This window comes from Pectobacterium sp. S5 (genome assembly GCF_051707265.1).
Lineage (GTDB): Bacteria > Pseudomonadota > Gammaproteobacteria > Enterobacterales > Enterobacteriaceae > Pectobacterium > Pectobacterium polare.
The window spans coordinates 129,693-146,709 of record NZ_JAULSZ010000002.1 but is presented as its reverse complement, the minus strand read 5'-3'; the positions used below and the strand labels follow the sequence as shown (position 1 = coordinate 146,709).

The 17,017-nt window shown below is 58.7% G+C and carries 4 protein-coding genes and 1 pseudogene; 4 read left to right on the top strand and 1 reads right to left on the bottom strand.

All coding sequences use genetic code 11. The features are described 5' to 3' along the window. Positions 1–88 precede the first annotated feature (88 nt). On the top strand, positions 89–4,963 hold the full coding sequence (locus QWJ20_RS10210) for an AvrE-family type 3 secretion system effector (protein ID WP_433992468.1): 4,875 nt from the start codon (positions 89–91) through the stop codon (positions 4,961–4,963). 35 nt (positions 4,964–4,998) lie between these two features. Further along, positions 4,999–5,421 carry a type III secretion system chaperone gene (locus QWJ20_RS10205; protein ID WP_433992467.1) on the top strand — a complete coding sequence of 141 codons (423 nt, stop codon included), beginning with the start codon at positions 4,999–5,001 and terminating at the stop codon, positions 5,419–5,421. 20 nt (positions 5,422–5,441) lie between these two features. Here the strand turns inward: QWJ20_RS10205 and QWJ20_RS10200 are convergent, their stop codons facing one another. Next, entirely contained in the window at positions 5,442–6,107 is a 666-nt protein-coding gene (locus tag QWJ20_RS10200; protein WP_433992466.1) for a GntR family transcriptional regulator, read from the bottom strand. Between the two features lie 346 nt (positions 6,108–6,453). Here QWJ20_RS10200 and QWJ20_RS10195 point away from each other — a divergent pair, with 346 nt between their 5' ends. After that, a complete protein-coding gene (locus QWJ20_RS10195; protein ID WP_433992465.1) occupies positions 6,454–8,118 on the top strand; it encodes a ShlB/FhaC/HecB family hemolysin secretion/activation protein in 1,665 nt (554 codons plus the stop codon). A 43-nt stretch (positions 8,119–8,161) separates the two neighbouring features. Continuing rightward, positions 8,162–16,945: pseudogene (locus QWJ20_RS10190) on the top strand (two-partner secretion domain-containing protein); the annotation flags it as partial. Positions 16,946–17,017: the final 72 nt, after the last annotated feature.

Sequence of the window (17,017 nt, the reverse complement as noted above, 5' to 3'; positions counted from 1 at the left end):
CGTGCAGGGAAGAGAAAGATGTCGGGAACCAGAAGGAGAAACTGACCACTTAACCGACACGATCACTTCATCACCCTTGGAACCTGTTATGCAGAAAATCCAGCATGTTCAGCCCGGTTTAGCCACGGCGGAGATTGCACCCGCTACGCTCGCTAACACACCGCTATCGCAGGGCAGTAGCACCAGCGCGAGCCAAAAAGGCGCGCAGTCCCTGATTCAGCAAGGTTTGCATGATAAAAACAAACCGCCCGAGCTGGAGCAGGGAAACGGCAGTTCAGTGAAGAGTCAGGACTCGCGCTCGACTACCTTGCGCGAGCTATTCTCATCGGAAGGCGTGAGTCAGAGTGCACCGCGTGATTCGCTGGCATCTGGCGGGCCGATCCAGAGCCTGCCGCGTTTTGCCTCCACTGAAGCTGCTGAGATCAAAATAAGCGGTAGCACGACCGCTACACCTGCCGCGAAATCTGATATCACGCTGGACAGCCACGGTAAGCTTCAGTTTGGTAAAGGCGTGCCGGAGGCGCTGAGCACGCTGCTACAACAGACCATCGGGAAGAATAGCCAGCCGTTCGTGGCTCATCATGAAAATCAGGATGTACAGCAGCACGCGCTAGCCGACAAATCAGGGCGGCTGTTCGTGATTCAAAGCGATGACAATCAGCACATTGCGCTTCACAGCAGCGGCCGCAGCGCGATGCCTGCGGGCAAGCTGAGCGCGAGTAACGTACAGCTGGACTCCACGCCGGAACGTATTTCTCTGAAAACAACCTCGGGCGAATCTACGAACGTGCCGCTATCTGGACGCATGAACCACGAGTTGCTGACCGGTGTCCATCGACAGCCCGATTCAGCTTCAGGCGCGGGTGAGCAACTGCGTCTTCATGACGGCAAGCTCTTTGCGCTGAATACCGAGTTCGGTGTCTGGCAGCAAAGCAGCGATGTCGCCCACAGCCAGTTATCCCGGCAGGGAAATGGTCAACTGTATGCCGTCAAAGACGACCACACGCTGAGCAATTTGTCATCGGGCACGGAGTCATCCACCTTCAGCGATAAAATTACGGCGTTCTCGGCCAATCAGAACGGACAATCTGCCGTGCTGACCGAGCGGGATCACCTCACGCAGCTGCACCTGATGAGCGCGTTGGATGCCACGCCGCAGCCGGTGGATCTCAAGCTGGAAAATGGCGAACCCGTGTTTGCGAAAGCGGTGGGGTTAACCGCAGAACACCTGCTGATTGCCGACAATGACGGCAAACTTTACCATGCACCGCTGCCCGAGGCGGGTGCGTCGCACGCCACATTAACTCCGGCCAGCACGCCGGAACTGAATGCGGTGCTGGGTGACGACCATCGTATTACCGGATTTGCCCACGATGAACACGGCCAGACGCAGGCGCTCGCCACTGATCGCCAAGGACAAAAGCACGTCGCACCTTTGGGGCAGAATGGGCTGTCCCCCACGCCGGGGTGGAACCTGAGCGACAGTCTGGTGGTGGATAATAAGCTGGGGCTGACCACGGCAGCGCCCGAGGCGAAAGACACCTTAGATCTGGGACGGCTGGGGCAGATCGGTCTACAGGAAGGCAAAGTTCATTTTTACAACGGCAATACCAAAAGCTGGGAGGCATCCAGCGTTGAAGCCAGCCAGCTCAAGCGCGGGCTGGACAATCAGGCTTACACGCTAAAAGACGGTGAAATCAAGCCGCTGTCCATTAACCAGAAATCGGACACGTTTACGCACGGCGACAATACTGTGTTTGCGCTGCCGCAGGTGCGTATGACGCCGTCTGCAGGCACCGCACTCCCGGGGATTGCCAAGGACGATGACGTTTCAGCGATGGCGGTGATCAACCGTAATAAATTTATTGCCGTCGATAAGCAGGGCGATCTGCATTTCCACCAGATCAAACCGGGAACGGACAAGCTTGCCGCGCTGCCGCTGGCGCTGCCTAAAAATGGCTTGTCCGGTGAGATACAGGACATCGCGCTGGATCACCAGCAGACGCTCTTTGCCCTGAATAAAGACGGGCAGCTTTTCCAACTGCCGAAAGCCGACTGGCAAAATGCGGCGAATCACGACAGCGCACAGTGGCAGCCGGTGAAAACGCCAGCAGAAGGCAAAGTGAATTCACTGGGCACGAATGCGCAGCATCATTTGCAGGTGGCGCATGACGAGCATGAACTCCATACCCTGCAAGGGAGCGCGTGGAAAACGACGGTGCCAAAAGGGGAAGCGCCGTTAACCGCGGAGCCACGTGCCGCAGAAACGGTGTTTGGTCGGCTGGATGTGGCGACCAAAGGGGGAAAAATACCGTTAACCGGGCTCACATTTAAAGCCGATGTTCAGGTTCTCGGTAAAACGGGTGAAGAGTCTCAGCAGGTGAAAAGCAAACTGTCAGATCTGCTGCGAGCCCATCTGGTTTCATTCACTCTGGACGTGCCGCGGCCGTTAAAAACCTTTGCCGACCATGTGCAGCATCAGGTCAGCGGGCGTGAAGGCCTGAAGCCTGTTTATGACATACAAACCGAATTGCTGAAAAAGCTGGATGCCACGACGAGCCAGCCGCAGGGCGCGGCGATGGATCTGGCGAGTAAGCTAGACAAGCTGGATCTGGGGGAAAAAGGGAAACCGCTGGTGAACCTGCTAAAACAGTTCCAGACCGAACTGGAAAGCAGCTCGGCCAAAGCGGCGCTTCTGATTGGCAGGCAGCAGGGCGTGTTGAACGATAACGGTGTCATGAACACGGAAGGCAAGCCCGCCAGCCTGCATGGCAGAGAGAAAGATCTGGCTCCGGTGCTGCTGGCAGCGATGGAAAGTCATCCGTCATCGAAAACGAGTACGGCCGGTACGCTGATCAAAGCCTTTGTCGACAGCAAAACGCCGATAGCCCAAAAGCCGAATAGCGAATCATTTGGGCAGCAGCGGGATACCAGCGATGCACTGTCGCTGGCGAAAACGCGACTGGTGCTGGATACCCTGGTGCTGGGGGATTTGCATAAGTTGACCGATCGCATCGATACGCTATCCGGCACGTCGCCGGGTGAGGCGGAACTGGCATCGATGATGAAAGAACTTAACGCGCTGCGGCAGGGAGATTACGGCGAAAACCCAGTGAAGAAGATGACCGACATGGGGTTCACCAATCATAAGTCGCTGGAGGCGGATTACGATTCGGTTAAAACTTTTATGAAGGCGTTCCGGAAAGAGGACAACGCCATCAGCGTCACCTCGAAAACCGTGATGCAGGCGGCCAGCCAGACGGACATGATCGATAAAATGAAGGCGACCGTCCTGTCGTTGGACAGCAACGAAAGCATCGCGTTTAACCGGACCTATGGCGGCGGGGCATCCATGTCGTTTGTGGTCAGCGGCACGCCATTACCTTTCCCTCCGGTGCCGGGCGGCGGCGTCAGCGGCGAGCGAAATTACAATATGAGCTTTTCTCGCGGTGAAAATGGCATCAACGTTGCCTTCGAACGTTCAGGCGGGATTACCGGGAAAGTGAGTTACTCCGGCGGGTATGACGTCAGCCAGTATCTGACAGGAAAAACCTCGGCGCAGATGACGCAAAGCATCAACAGCAAACACAGCTTCACACCGGACGTTCGTGCCTCCTTCGGCGTATCCGCCAGCCTGCAAATGGCGCAGCAAAACGCCCTGAACTTTACCCTCAGCGAAGAAGAATTACCGGGGTTTATTGACGGCCTGTCGAGCGGCACGATCAACCCGCTTGCTCTGCTGGATAAAGGGGAACAGCACAGCGTGAAGGCGGGGAAAACGGTCAGCTTCAATCTGGATAGCAATGCCGCGCTGGAGCTGCGCGGAGGAATAAACCTGACGGAAAAAGGCGTGGCGCCCACCAGTGCGACGCTGCGCGGATCGGTTGGCGTGACGGCGAGCGCTAACGTGCTGTCTGGCACCAGTTCGTCCAGCGTTTCACAAGGAGAGAAATCCACAACCTATGCGGAATCTGACAACCGTCTGCGCTTTATGAATCAGGCCAGTGCGGGGCTCAATGCCACTATCAGTGCCGGGGCGGCCAGAACGACACCGGATGGCACTGTCCCGTTCTTCACTGCGGCCAGCGTTGGGGTGAATGTGGCGACCGATTCGCGAACTAACCAGTCAATTAGTTTGGGAATGAAAAAGGCTGAACCGCTGGAGAAAAAAGACATTGACGCGTTGACCAAGACACTGGCTTCCGCCTTTAGCGATCCGGCCAGTCAGTTGTTGAGCGACAGCGTGAAAGGAATGGCGGAACCGGGCGATCAACTGGCCATCCTGAATGCGCATTTTGCGGATAAACCGGCAAACACCGACGATCAGCATAAGGGATTAATGAGCCTGCAAAAGCTGAACGTGCAGCAGGATGTTGCACAGCGTGACGGGGCAACGCTGGATAGCGTCAAGCACACGACGTCCTACACCAACCTCAGCAAACTGACGGAAAACGGGCTGTTTCAGGTGATCGGCAACCATTTGTTCTCTTCGCTGCCGCCGAGCAACGCCGATCGCATTAATCAACTGATCGCGGACAATCCGGCGCTGAAGGATATCGTTAGCCGCTTGCAGGATAACGATCGAGCGTCGGTGACGGTTACGCTGGAGCTGAAAGACGATGTGCGGGAAAAGATCGAGAAGGGCATTCAGAACAAAACACAGGGCAAGGATGACGTCATCGCGCTGTTTAAAGACGGCAACAATTTGCGTCTCGCCAGCATTGAAGTCTCGAAGGCGGTGAAGAAGAGCGAAGGGTTCAATACCCCGGCGGTCATCATCAACGCGTCAAGCAGCGCGGGCGTCAGCATGAATAAACTGCTCGGCAACGTCAGCTTTAGCTACGGGCAGGATCAAACCGTACCGCAAAGTTACAAACTGAGCGGCGAGATTGCAAAAGCCAATCCGGCGACCGCCAACGCGTTGCAGCAGCTCCAGCAGGAAGGCCTGCAGCTAAACAGCTAATCGTAAATATCATGCGGTGATTACAGGAGAACAGGATGACACCCACACAACAGCATATTACTCGGCTATTACGTCATTACGGCGCGCTCAGCCGTACCCAACTGGGCTTGCAGGACGGCATCTGTGCACTACGCGAACCTGACGGCCAGGAGGCGGTAGTGTTGGAAGTCCCCGCCAGCAGCGGCGTGCTGCTATTACACAGCGATGTGATGCGATTTCAGGGGGATGTTAGCACGGCGGTGTATCAGTTCATACTGATGCTTAACTTTGAAATGGCGGCAATGAAGGGCTGCTGGCTGGCGCTGGATGAGAACGCGACGCTGCGTTTGTGCACTCAGCACACCGCAGAATCGTTGGATGAACCGAGCTTTACCGCGCTGCTGCCTGCCTTTATCAGTCAGGCCAAAGAGACCCGACTGCTGATTCGCGGCTTATTGCCTCGATTCATGGCGGCGTAGCGCGGTTGAGCCACGTCATGCTATTGATCGATGGCAATAAAGGCCAGCATCGTTTCGCTGCCGTCCAGAATATCGGATTGGATGGCCTGTCGAGCGGCGCTGGCATCGCGCTGCTGTAGCGCCGCGAAGACCTCTTCGTGATGTTCAATCGCCATCTGCACGGAAAAATGCGCATAGGCCTGCGCAATCAGCGGGCCGGTGCGCATCCACAGGCTGCCGATAAACTGCGTCAACAGCGGCATACGCGCCGCCTGCGCCAGAAACAGGTGAAATTCGCTATTTAACCGCAGCGCTTCGCGTAGATTTTTCTCGTCAATTGCCAGACGATTCTGGCGAATATTCTCTTCAATCTGCTCCAACATCTTCGGCGTAATGTTTGCGGCAGCCTGCTCGGCCCCCGTGCCTTCCAGCGCCAGCCGCAGTGTGCGGATCTCTATAAACTGGGCTTCGGTCAATTGAGGGACACGAATATCGCGCGGCGTCCTGAGCACCAGCGCTTGTTCTTTCGCCAGTTGCAGGATCGCATCTCGCACCGGCGTGACGCTGGTACCAACCTGTGCGGCGAGTTCCCGTATTCTCAGGCGATCGTCTGGCTTGAGTTGTCCAGTAATTAACGCCTCACGCAACATGGTATAAACGCTGGAGCCCAAATAGCTGTGATTGATCTGCCCAATTGGATAATTCACTGTTCCCCCAGAGAGAAGCGCTGCGCAACGTGATGAGATAAACATGAGTTAGCGCCGCAACGACCCGCAACGACCCGCGGCGATGAGGCGCTAATATACAATATGATGCATCAACGAGGCTATGGGGTGAGATATCGCACGGGTGAAGAATCGACAAGAAAAGGTCATGAAGTACGCAGTATTGTGTGACGAGGCGTAACCAATCTAAAATTATTGGTTAAGGAAATATTTTATCGCGACTTAACGCAAACCGATTGTCATAAAATTATATATTACCTGACATATTGAGCTTGGTAATTAACGGTTCTACTATGCCGAAAAAATTATTCTCATCAGGGATGAAGCCATGCGTGGTTTTTTCAGGCTGTTCGTTATCGTGCCTGCGCTATTTTCTTATACCGTATTTTCCGCGCCGCTTAATCCGGCAGACAGAAATGACATTCAGCAGCGGCAGGCCGAGGTAATTGACCAATCTCGGCAGCAGCGCGACGCCTTATTACAGTTAAATCAACCGCAAACGACGACAAATCCAACTGGCGGAAGCGACGCCGGGCACTGCTTTTTCATTAAAGATATTAATTATCACAATAGCTCCCTGCTACGTGAAAAAGATAAAAATAAGTTAAATAAAGATTATATTAATCGTTGTCTTAATGTTAACAATATAAATCAGCTGATTCATGATGTCAGTAATTGGTATATTGAACGGGGCTATATCACCAGCCGAGCCTTTATTGCTGAGCAAGATCTTTCTGGCGGCGTATTACAGATCGATACTCTGGAAGGTCGTCTCGAATCTATTAATCTTAATAACCAATCGACGTGGGCATTAAAACAGGTTTTCCCAGGGCTGGAAGGCAAAATTCTCAATCTCCGGGATATCGAACAGGGCATGGAACAGCTCAACCGCATGCCGACGCAGCAGGTGAGCATCGAAATTCAGCCCGGCAGCCAGCCCGGCTATTCCATCGTCAACCTTACCAGTAAGAAACAAATTCCACTGACGGCAAACATCGGTTTTGATAATAGCGGGCAGAAAAGCACCGGAGAGCGGCAGCTAAGCGGCGGCCTGTGGGCGGATAACGTGCTGGGGCTAGCCGACCAGTGGTTTGTTAACGGCGGGCACAGCAGCGAGTTTCGCGATAGCCGCAATGTCGAAAGCCTGCAGGCGGGCGTGTCGTTGCCCTATGGTTACTGGACGCTCAGCTACGACTACTCCCAAAGCCGTTATCGCAACGATTTCATCAACCGGGATTTCCTCTGGCATTCAACCGGCGACAGCCAGACGCACCGCGCCACGCTGTCACGCGTGGTGTTTCGCAACGGCGACATGAAAACCAGCCTCTCGGCGGGCCTGTCGCACCGTATCGGAAAGAACTACCTGAACGATGTCCTGCTGCAATCCAGCAGCCGTAAACTCAGCAGCGCGATTATCGGCATCAACCACAGTCAGAAGCTGTGGGGCGGTCTGGCGACGCTCAACCCTGCATACAGCCGGGGAACGCGCTGGTTCGGCGCTGAAAGCGATGAAGGGAAATCTGATGATGCGCTGCGCGCCGAATTTAACAAGGTGACGCTGGCGGCCAGTTATTACTACCCGATTGCTGACAACCTTCATTATCTCACCAACTTCTACGGCCAGTATTCACCGCAGCGCCTGTATGGCAGCGAGCAGGTCACGCTGGGCGGGGAAACCTCCGTTCGCGGTTTCAAAGAGCAGTATTTTTCAGGCAATCGCGGTGGTTACTGGCGCAACGAACTCAACTGGCGAGCGGCGCAGCTGCCGCTGTTGGGTAGCGTCACCCTGACGGCAGCGGTCGACGGCGGACATCTTTTCTCACATCAGGCGGACAGCGAATCGGCGGGTACGCTGTGGGGCGCGGCGGTAGGCGCGGGTGTCGCGAATCAATATCTATCACAACAAATCACGGTTGGCTGGCCGTTGGCACATCCCGACTGGTTAAAACCGGATAGTGCCGTGGTGTATTACCGCGTTGGGCTTTCTTTTTAGTTTTTAATTTTTCGTTGTTAATTATTAAGACCGGGGATCAGGGATGAAACCAGTAAAAACCACACAGCGCCTGCTGGCGTACACGCTGATCCACCTGATTGCGTTTCAGCCGCTGTTGCCGGCGATGGCGGCGGGGGTGCAGGTCGCGACGGGCAATACCGCGCTGGATCAGGTCGGCAACGGCGTCCCGGTCATCAATATCGCCACGCCAAACAGCGCGGGGATCTCCCACAACCAGTATCAGGATTTTAACGTCGACAAGCCGGGTCTGATCCTGAATAACGGCACGGCGCAGCTCAATCCGACCCAGCTCGGCGGGCTGATCCAGAACAACCCCAACCTGAAAGGCAAGGCTGCCGACGCCATTATCAACGAAGTGGTGTCCACCAATCGCAGTACGCTGGCTGGCTACCTGGAAGTGGGCGGCAAGCAGGCCAGCGTCATCGTTGCCAACCCGAACGGCATTACCTGCGACGGCTGCGGCTTTATCAACACCCCGCAGGTGACGCTGACCACCGGTAAACTGCAGCTGGACGCGCAGGGCAACCTGCAGCATATCGACGTGAAACGCGGCGATATCACGCTGACCGGGCAGGGGCTGGATGCGAGCAAGAGTGACTACCTCAGCCTGATAGCCCGCACCGCGCAGATTGATGCCGGGCTGAATGCCAACGATACCCGGATTGTGCTGGGGGCGAATCAGGTTGACGCGACGGGCAAGGTGACGGCGCAGGCGGCAGACAGCGGTGTAAAAGTCGCGCTGGATACGGGCGCGCTGGGTGGCATGTACACCAACCGCATCAAGCTGGTTTCCAGCGATAAAGGTGTGGGCGTTAACATTGGCAACCTGAGCGCACGCAGCGGCGATATCACGCTGTCGGCCAACGGTAAACTCAGCCTCGGCGATACGGTGGCGCAGGGTAACATTCAGGCCGACGCGGAGGCGCTGGCGCTGCGGGGCAAGCAGCAGGCGGGCGACGCCCTGACGCTGAACGCCCGACAGGACATCATGCTGCAGGACGCGACGCTGCGGGCTGGGCAAAACATCGCGCTGACATCGGGTGGCGGACTGCAGGCGCAAAACAGCGTCATCAGTGCTGGGGTCGATGCGCAGGGCACGGTCAACTCCGCTCATCAACTCTCCCTTAAAGGTGACAATGTCATGCTTAATGCTACCCAGCTTGCCGCCGGTAAGGTGACAGTCGAGGCGGGGCGCTTGCTGCAGCAGGATGCGCAAAGCGGCATCAAGGCGGAGTCGGTGCTTGAGATGCGCGGCGACACCGTATCGCTGGCGGGGAGTGCGGGTGCTGAGGATGTGCGACTCGAGGCGAAAACGCTTAACGGTGCCGGCAGTGCACAGCTTCAGGCGAAGAATAACGCCACGGTGCGCGTGGCGCAGCAGGGCGACTGGCAGGGCAATCTGACGGCAGGTAATGCCCTGACCGTTGACGGCGGACGTCTGGTGCAGCGCGGTACGCTGGCAGGGAAAACTCTCACGCTGACGTTAGAGTCGCTGGATAACCAAGGCGATATCGCTGCGCTGCAGGCACTGACGTTCACCGGCAACACGTTGACGAACCACAGCACGCTGGCCGCCGCCGAGCGGTTGACGGTTAACGCACAGCGTCTGGATAACAGCGGATTACTCAGCGCCCGTCATGAAGTGAAACTTGAACTGCAAACGGTGCTGAACAATCAGGGCAACATCCTGACGGATAATCAGATGTTTTTGCTGGCCGACAACATCACCAATGGCGGCACGCTGCAGGCCGCCACGCTGACCGCACAGGCTGACCAGCTTAGTAATCAAGGCGAGGTAACCGCGAACGCCCTCGACCTGACCAGCCAGACGACCGAAAACCACGGCGTTATCAACGCACAACAGATGTTGTCGCTGCACGGCGGCAGTCTGGTGAACCGCGGCACGATCAGCGCGGGTGAAAAACTGGCGCTGACGCTGGGCGACACGCTGGATAACCGCGGCCTGATGCAGGCTGGCAACATCCTGCAAATAACCGCCGACCGCCTCAGCAATGACGGTACGCTCACCGCCCCGGCATTACAGTTGCACACCGGCACGCTCGCCAATCAGGGCACGCTGCAGGCTGATAAGGCGCTGCAGCTTGACGCCACACGTTCACTGACGCAATCCGCCCGCGGTACGCTACAGGCGGGTACTGACCTGATGATAAACGCCGGACAGGCAGAGACCGATGGCGCCATTCAGGCGCAGCAGTTCCTGCTGAATGCCGAGCGCTGGCTCAACGCGGGCAAGACCAGTATTACCGGCGACGGACAGATTACCGCCGCGCAACTGGACAACCGCGGCAGCCTGTTGGCCACCGGAAACTGGACGATGAACAGCAATACCGCCAGCCAGGCTGGGGTGTTGCAGGGCAATGCACTGAATATTGAGGCCACTACTCTCACCAGCAGCGGTCAGGCACAGGCGCGGGGGGCAGTGAACCTGACCGTCGCCGATACCTTTACCAATAGCGGTGACTGGCTCAGCGCAGAGTCGCTGCGCCTTCAGGCGGCGCAGACCGAAAACCGGGGCACGCTGCAGGCGTTAACCCTCACCGCAGACGGTACGTCTCTCGACAACCGTGGCACGATGAGCGGTATCAATAATCTGTCGCTCTTCTTAACCGGCAACCTGGATAACGCCGGTACGCTGCAGGGTAATGAGCTTCTTGCAGAAGCGGCACAGCTTACCAATCAGGGTACACTTCACGGTACTGATGCGCTGACGCTGGCTATCACTGGCAATCTGGATAACGCCGGTACGCTGCAGGGCAATCAGCTGCGCGTGGACGCGGCACAGCTTGATAATCGGGGCTCACTTCACGGCACGGATGCGCTGACGCTGGCTATCACCGGCAATCTGGCTAACGCCGGTACGCTGCAGAGCAATCGGCTTCGTGTGGAAGCAGCACAGCTCGACAATCAGGGTACGTTGCGGGGCACCGACGCGCTGACATTGGCGATAGCGGGCAACCTCTCCAGTCAGGGCGAACTGCTGAGCGAGGGCGATAGCAGCACCACGGCCAAACGGTTTATCAATCAGGGCACCTTGCAGGCGAAAAACGTCACGCTGCAGGTGGAAGAACTGGATAACGCGGGGAAAATCCTCGGCGTGTCCTCGCTGGCGCTGACGGCCACCCATGGGCTCATCAACCAGCAAGCGGGCAAGCTGCTGTCTCAGGGCACCGCGACGCTCACAGCAGCAGAGGCCGTCAATGCCGGAGAGTGGCAGGCAAAAGCCCTGACGCTGGCGGCAGAGAACCTGACCAATGACGGCCAGATTCAGGGTGATGCTTCCTTGTCCCTGACGCTACCCGCCATTGATGGCAAAGGCACCTTCGTTAACCGCGGCACCGTGACGACAGGCGGAGATGCCACGCTGTTCGCGCGGTTGATGGACAATCAGGGCTCGTTGTCCAGTCTGGGCCATACGTCGCTGACCGGGCTGTCGCTGGTTAACGACGGGCGAGTGGTCGCGGCAACCGGATTGTCGCTGCGCGGTGACTATCAGGGCCGCGGCCTGCTGAATACGGCGGGTACACTGACGTTGCACGGTGACACGCTGGCGAATAACGGGCACTGGGAGAGCCGGGCGCTGTCCCTGCAAGGGAAGGACGTGACCAATCAGGGCACAGTGCTGGGGAACACTGTCGAGATGTCCGCCGATCGCCTGTTTAACCACGGCGATATCACCGCTGTTGATACGCTGACGCTGTCGCTCGGCGACCGCCTGCACAATACCGGCGCGTTGCGCAGTCGTGCGCTGGGTGTCACGGCAACCGACCTCGATAACCGTGGCGACATCATCGGGACGGATGCGCTGCAGTTCACGCTCGCCGGTCAGTTGGATAACGCAGGGATAATCAGTGCCAGCAACACGCTGGCGTTGACGGCAGATGCCGTCACCCAGCGCGAGAATGGCACGCTGGAAGGAAAAATCGTCACGCTGGACGCCGCTTCACTGACCAATCAGGGCAACATCCTGGGCGTGGATGCGCTGACGCTGTCGATTGCCGGTAACCTGTCTAATGATGGCAGCCTGCTGACCCAGAAAGCTGGCGTGGTAACCGCTCAGCAGGTGAACAATCGCGGCCTGATGCAGGCGGGGAACCTGACGCTGCAGGCTGACGATATCGTGAATGCCGGGCAACTGCTGGGGATTGACGCGCTGTCGATAACCGCACAACACGGGCTGACCAATCAACAAACCGGCAAACTGCTGACGCAGGGCGCGGCGGTGTTACAGGCCGCTCAGGCGGAGAACCACGGCGAGTGGCGGGCGGAGCGCCTGACACTGCAGGCTACAAGTTTCACCAACGCAGGACGGGTGCAGACCGCAGAGGACATGGACATCACGGTCGCGCCTGCGGGTGCCGCGCGTCAGCGTTCATTCCTGCCGATGGCGCTATCACTGGCGGCAGATATTCAACAACTCAACGCGCAGCCTTCCCCTCAGATTGGTTTACCTGTCGATGGCACACTGGACAACCGCGGCACGCTGGTCTCCGGGGGCGACACACAGCTGCGCGCCACGCAGCTAGCCAATCAGGGCTCCCTCGCCAGTAACGGCACGGCAACCCTTATCGGTGAGACGGTGGAGAATGCCGGAGATATCGTGGCCGTCACCGGGCTGTCACTGGCGGGCAATTATCAGGGCCGCGGGTCGCTGCAGACTGACGGACTGCTGGAGTGGTCCGGCACCACGCTCACCAACCGCGGGCGCTGGCAGGCGAACGCCATCCGGCTGCAGGGACATGCGCTGGAGAATCAGGGTACGCTGCTGGGGCAGCGCACCGACATCACGGCCGCTAGCCTGTTTAACGGCGGCGAGATTGCCGGGGTTAACGCGCTGCAACTGACCGTGGCCGATAGCCTGACCAATCAGGGCCAGCTCTATGGGGCAGCGCTGGGGCTGTCGGCGACCGACCTGTTCAATCAGGGCGAGCTCGCCGGTGACGTGCTGCACCTGACGCTGCAGGCGACGGCGCGCAATAGCGGCCTGATTAGCGGCAGCCAGCAGGTACAGCTGGAGGCGAATCAGATCGACCAAGCAGGTTCGCTCGAAAGCCGCCAGCTGCAGGTGCAGGCGAATTCGCTCGACAATCAGGGCACGATGCTGGGTGTCGATGCGCTGACGCTGGCGATTAACACCACGGCGCGCAACAGCGGAAAATGGCTGAGTCAGGGCGACAGCACGCTGACCGCCCGCCAGTTAGACAACCGCGGCCAGTGGCAGGCAAAGACGCTGACGCTGACGGCGGATGACGTCGAGAATGCCGGACAACTGCTGGGGCTGTCGGCACTGACGCTGACGGCGAAAAACACGCTGAGCAATGCGCAAACCGGCTCGCTGCTCACGCAGGGGTTGGCGGTGCTGAACGCGGCCACTGCCGAAAATGACGGCGAATGGCAGGCGGACCGCCTGACGCTGGATGGGCAAAGCCTGAACAACCGCGGTCATATTCAGGGCGATACAGCGCTGAAGGCGACGCTGGCAAACGGCGAATTACACAATAAGGGCACGCTGTGGAGCAAGCTCGCCACGATTGCTGCCCGCACGCTGACCAACGCGGGTGAGGTTACCGGCGTTGACGGCCTTCAGCTGACGCTGGATGACGCCTTAACCAATCAGGGCGCGCTGAGCAGCTATCAGCTGACCGCACAGGCCGACAGGCTGGACAACCGCGGGAAAATCAACGGCCTTGACCGTCTTGAACTGACAATCGGTAATAACTTCACCAACCGCGGCACGCTGTACGGGGCGGCGGTGACGCTGAATGCCCACGACCTGACTAACAGCGGTGCGATCACCGGCGTCGACAGTCTGTCTCTGGGTCTGACCGGAACGCTGAATAATACGCGTGACCTCAGCAGCACTGCGCTAACGCTCAAGGCCAATGACGTATTCAACCACGGCACCCTGACGGGCGTGAGCGGGCTGACGCTGCAGCTTGGCAATCATCTTGATAACCAGGGAACGCTGAACAGCCAGGCGCTTGCCATTGCCGCCCGCGACGTGACCAACGGCGGACAGCTGAACGGCACACGCGACCTGCAGCTGACGCTGTACGGCACCCTGACCAATACCGGTGACCTCACCGGCCAGCGGACCGGTATTACCGCGGCGGACGTGCTGAACCACGGACAGATGCTGGGTTCCGATGACCTGCAACTGAATGTGCGCAACACACTCGATAGCCGCGGGCTTATCAGCGGCAGCACCGTGTTAGGTATCGTTGCGAACCATATCGACCAGCAGGGCACGCTGGAAGCGCGGGCGCTGACGGTAGACGCGCAGACGCTGGATAACCACGGCAAGATGCTGGGCGTGGATGCACTGACGCTGGCGATTGCGGGGACGGCCCGCAATCAGGGCAACTGGCTGAGTCAGGGCAGCAGCACGCTGACGGCGGGTCAGGTTGACAATCAGGGGCAGTGGCAGGCGGGCGACATCACGCTGCAGGCCAATGAGCTGACTAACCGTGGACAGATTTTTGGTCTCAATGCGTTGTCGCTGAGCGCCGCCAACGGCCTGACGAATCAGCAAAACGGGAAGCTCCTGTCGCAGGGGATGGCTGTTTTACGCGCTGCGAGCGTGACCAACGACGGCGACGTGCAGGCGGGCCGCCTGACGTTTGAAGCCCAGCAGTTGACCAACCGCGGACGGATGCAGGGGGACCACGGGTTAGCCATTACGCTGGACCGAGCCAACCCCGCCAGCCGGTTAACCAATCAGGGCACGCTACTCTCCGGCGGTGACAGCTGGCTGAGTGCCAGCCAGTTCACTAATCAGGGCACCGTATCCGGCGTGGGTAAGCTGACGCTCGACAGTGGTGCGATAAATAATGCGGGCACCGTGATGGCCGACGGGGCGCTGACGCTCGATGGTGACTATCAGGGCACCGGCCTGCTGCATACCGCCGACACACTGACGCTGCGCGGCAATCAGCTGCGCAATAGCGGACGCTGGGAAAGCCGTGCGCTGGCGCTGAACGGCGGCGCGTTCAACAACACCGGCACGGTTATCGGTGAACGCGGTATCACGCTGGAGCTGCGCGACGGCCTGACGGTCGGCGCTACCGGTCAACTGCTGACCAACGGGGCCCTGCAGGCGCAGGCGGACACGGTCATAAACGACGGGCTCTGGCAGGGCAACACGCTGGTGCTGACGGCGGATGAGGTCGAGAATGCCGGCCAACTGCTGGGGCTGTCGGCACTGACGCTGACGGCGAAAAACACGCTGACCAATGCACAAACCGGCTCGCTGCTCACGCAGGGCCAGGCGGTACTGAACGCGGCCGAGGCGAGCAACGAGGGCGAATGGCAGGCGGACCGCCTGACGCTGGACGCAGAGCAACTGAACAACGCCGGTCATATTCAGGGTGACAGATCGCTGGCAGTGACGCTGGCGAATGGTGACCTGAACAATCAGGGGACGCTGTGGAGCAAGCTCGCCACGATTGCTGCCCGCACGCTGACCAACGCGGGTGAGGTTACCGGCGTTGACGGTCTTCAGCTGACGCTGGATGACGCCTTAACCAATCAGGGCACGTTGAGCAGCTATCAACTGACCGCACAGGCCGACAGACTGGACAACCGTGGGAAAATCAACGGCCTTGACCGTCTTGAACTGACAATCGGTAATAACTTCACCAACCGCGACACGCTGTACGGGGCGGCGCTGACGCTGAACGCGAACGACCTGACTAACCGCGGTGCGATCACTGGTGTGGATAGCCTGGCCCTGAACCTAAACGGGACGCTGAATAACACGCGTGATATTAGCAGCAATGCGCTGACGCTCAAGGCCAATGACGTCGTCAACCACGGCAGCCTGATGGGCGTGAACGGGCTGACGCTGGCGCTCGGCAATCATCTGGATAATCAGGGGGCGCTGAACAGCCAGGCGCTCGCCATTACCGCCCGCGACGTGACCAACGGCGGACAGCTGAACGGCACACGCGACCTGCAGCTGACGCTGGACGGCACCTTGACCAACACCGGTGACCTCACCAGCCAGCGGATCGGTATCACTGCGGCGGATGTGCTGAACCACGGGCAGATGCTGGGCTCGGCCGATCTGCAACTGGATCTGCGTAATAAGCTGGATAACCGCGGGCTTATCAGCGGCACCACCACGTTGGATATCATTGCGAACCATATTGATCAGCAGGGTACGCTGGAAGCACGGGCGCTGAAGGTAGACGCGCAGACGCTGGATAATCACGGCAAGATGCTGGGTGTCGATGCGCTGACGCTGGCAATTGCGGGAACGGCCCGCAATCAGGGCAACTGGCTGAGTCAGGGCAGCAGCACGCTGACGGCGGATCAGGTTGACAATCAGGGGCAGTGGCAGGCGGGCGATATCACGCTGCAGGCCGCTGAGCTGACCAACCGTGGACAGATTTTTGGTCTCAACGCCCTGTCATTGAGCGCTGCCAACGGCCTGACGAATCAGCAGAATGGGAAGCTCCTGTCGCAGGGTATGGCGGTATTGCGCGCGGCGAGCGTGACCAACGACGGCGACGCGCAGGCAGATCGCCTGACGTTTGAAGCCCAGCAACTGACCAACCGCGGGCGGATACAGGGGGACCACGGGTTAGCCATTACGCTGGACCGCGCCAACCCCGCCAGCCTGCTCACTAATCAGGGCTCGCTGCTCTCCGGCGGCGACAGCTGGCTGAGCGCCAGCGTGCTCGACAATCAGGGCACCGTATCCGGTGTGGGTAAGCTGACGCTTGACAGCGGTGCGATAAACAACGCGGGCACGGTGATTGCCTGTCTCTTATACACANCAGGGGGACCACGGGTTAGCCATTACGCTGGACCGCGCCAACCCCGCCAGCCTGCTCACTAATCAGGGCTCGCTGCTCTC